General features: G+C 62.2%; 3 protein-coding genes. 2 read left to right on the top strand and 1 reads right to left on the bottom strand.

Going from position 1 to position 2,653, the window contains the following annotated elements:
- On the top strand, window positions 1-623 hold a 623-nt coding region (locus IBX18_RS41735; RefSeq protein WP_194838943.1), incomplete at its 5' end, for an MMPL family transporter.
- 234 nt (window positions 624-857) lie between these two features.
- Window positions 858-1,424 carry a hypothetical protein gene (locus IBX18_RS41740; RefSeq protein ID WP_194838944.1) on the top strand — a complete coding sequence of 189 codons (567 nt, stop codon included), beginning with the start codon at window positions 858-860 and terminating at the stop codon, window positions 1,422-1,424.
- A gap of 283 nt (window positions 1,425-1,707) precedes the next feature.
- Here IBX18_RS41740 and IBX18_RS41745 read toward each other — a convergent pair whose 3' ends face one another.
- Window positions 1,708-2,187 (bottom strand): hypothetical protein, encoded by a 480-nt coding sequence (locus IBX18_RS41745; protein WP_194838945.1) that lies wholly within the window; start codon window positions 2,185-2,187, stop codon window positions 1,708-1,710.
- Window positions 2,188-2,653: the final 466 nt, after the last annotated feature.

The raw sequence follows: 2,653 nt of genomic DNA on the forward strand, positions 1-2,653 counted from the left end.
AAACGCTGCTGAACTTCACCCCGCAACCGATCACCTCGCCGGTACTGGTGGTCATCATGGCCATCATCTACGGTCTGTCCACCGACTACGAGGTCTTCCTGCTCTCCCGCATGGTCGAAGCCCGCGCACAAGGAGCCTCGACCACCGAGGCAGTGCGCATCGGCACCGCCCACACCGGACGCATCATCACCGCCGCCGCGCTGATCCTGCTAGTGGTTGTCGGCGCGTTCGCGTTCTCGGATCTGGTGATGATGCAGTACATCGCTGTCGGCATGATCGCGGCCCTGGTCATCGACGCCACAGTCCTGCGCATGCTGCTGGTGCCGGCGACGATGAAACTGCTCGGCGACGACTGCTGGTGGGCGCCACCATGGATGAAACGCATCCAGCAGAAGGCCGGCCTGGGCGAACCCGTCCTCGACGACACACACCCGCGTAACGCCAACCCGGTAGATCTGATCCGCACCACACCAGTCACCGATCCGGTCACCACACAGCTGCCCGCGGTGTTCGGTCCCGACCCCGCACCGTCACCACCGCATAGCTCACGACTACGGCGCCCCCGCCCACCCCGAGCCCTCTCCACCGACCCTGAACCGCCCACCACACCGATCCATCGATAGAAAACATACGCACGCAAATGTCGCGTGGCGCGCGTTGGTCAGCCGTCTCAATCCGTTGGCTGACAAGGCTTCCCAACGCGCGGTCATGCCGATTACGGCGTGCTAGATCGCGCCTTGGCTACAAGCTATGGAGGTGCGCGGGTATGCGCTGACGGATGGCCGGTAGGTGACGAAACCCACTGACTACCAACCGAGTTCGCAACCATACAGGCGATTCGGCTTACGATCTCCCGTATGGCTGCGTTGATCACGACTGTCGCGTTGGCGTTTGTCGGCTACCTAGCTACGTATCTCAACAGCCTGCGGCTGGCTCAGAGACAGGCACGGTTGACGAGGGTGAATCTTCAGTTGAGCGACTTCTACGGTCCTTTGTTCGCGCTGATGGAAGCCAACAGCCGGGTCTATGACACCTTCTCGGCGAAATACGTTCGGCCCGACGGTCGTGACCCCTTTCGCCACGATATCCCGCCAACCGAGGGCGAGCTCGCCGAGTGGCGTACGTGGGCAACGGCGGTCTTCATACCGAACATCCAGGCGATGCGCGATGTGGTGGTGACCAAAGCCGACCTGCTCATAGAAAAGGAGATGCCGCCTGTCCTGCTCGAACTTTGCGCGCATACCTCCGGATACGAGATCACTGCGGCGGGCTGGGCACAGGGAAACTATGGGGAACATCTATCGCTGATCCCCTTCCCTGGGCGCGAGCTTCGTGAGTACACCCGTGACCGGTTCATGTTCTTGAAAGGCGAGCAGGCACGGCTCCTGGGCAGCCGTACCAAGCGTTCCCGTAGGCAACGCTGAGAGATCGTCTACATCAATCGAGTATCGACAAGGATTAATTGCCTCACTGGTGGCCCGGCGAGTCTTGATGCCGACCAACCGGCAATGCGAGTTCCGCTCCGGGAGGCCAGGCGATGACACGGTCGAGAACGTCCTGACATGCCGCGTGGCGCGTTGTTCGGATCGGCCACTCGGCACCGTCGAAGATCAACCCGCCGAGATTATCCGGGGCAGCCGCGCGACCGCCGGCTGAATGCACGCTTCTGCCGACGAGTGCGCACCTACCAACAGAGAATGCGGCGGATTAAAAAGACAAAGAGTGGCTCTGAAGTTTGAGATCGCCTCGAATGGCCGCCAGCAGATCTTGAAACGACTTCTTGAGCGGGCTGGTCTCAGTTGCCCATGACTCCCAATCATGTTGTGCCGAACTGGCTTTCATGCCGCACTCATCGACGCAATCGTCGACATTCTTGGCAGCGCCTGCGACCCTCGGTGATCCGTATACCAGGACGGACATGAGCGCGCTGTTCCATCGGTCCAGGGCAGCCATCCCGTTGGGGCTCAGTAGCGCCCAGTTCCTGGGCTCTCCCAGTCCCTGGGTATTTTGGGTACCGGCAATCGCATCCAGCTCCCGCAGAATCTCCCAGTAGGCTTCAGCGATCCGAAGGTAGCTCGTTGCCCGCTGATCCCGGCGCCAGCGTGCCGACTCTGCTCTAGTGTCCCAGAATCGACCGATCGCAATGCCGAACATGCCTGCGAATGCCGCAACAAGCGCGGTCATCATATCGACGCCCCCTTCTTCGACCCGCTGAGATGCTAGCGCGTTGGGCTACGATGGAGCATCCGAAATTGCCGCATATCGGTCGAACAGGGCGCGAGATCGACTGTCGCGCTGAACATTCGGTATCGGCTCCGATGACCGTGCGCGGACGAGCGGTAAGGGGACTCGCCCGCGCAAGACACAGGCTCGCGCGTCGGGCTGGGGCACCAAACCGCCCGCCGCGAAACAAAATCTGTTGTCACATGTCTCGGAGGGTCGCGGGTGGGCGGTCCGACCCGGGGGCGTCCGCCCCGCGACTCCGATGGGACAGCCCGACCAACCCGACCGGACTGTCCCCGTAATGCACAACGCGGCTACCGGCGGCGTGGGTGCCGTCGGTAGCCGGGCGTTATGCGCGGATCATCGCTCGATCAGCGTGCGCAGGGCGGTGATCGAGGCCCGGCGTTCGTAGGCGATCCACGAATGTGGG

This window comes from Nocardia sp. XZ_19_369, from assembly GCF_015355715.1.
Taxonomy (GTDB): domain Bacteria; phylum Actinomycetota; class Actinomycetes; order Mycobacteriales; family Mycobacteriaceae; genus Nocardia.

Excerpts from the sequence above, each read along its gene's own strand:
- IBX18_RS41745 (WP_194838945.1), bottom strand. The coding sequence starts at position 2,187 with ATGATGACCGCGCTTGTTGCGGCATTCGCAGGCATGTTCGGCATTGCG.
- IBX18_RS41740 (WP_194838944.1), top strand. The coding sequence starts at position 858 with ATGGCTGCGTTGATCACGACTGTCGCGTTGGCGTTTGTCGGCTACCTA.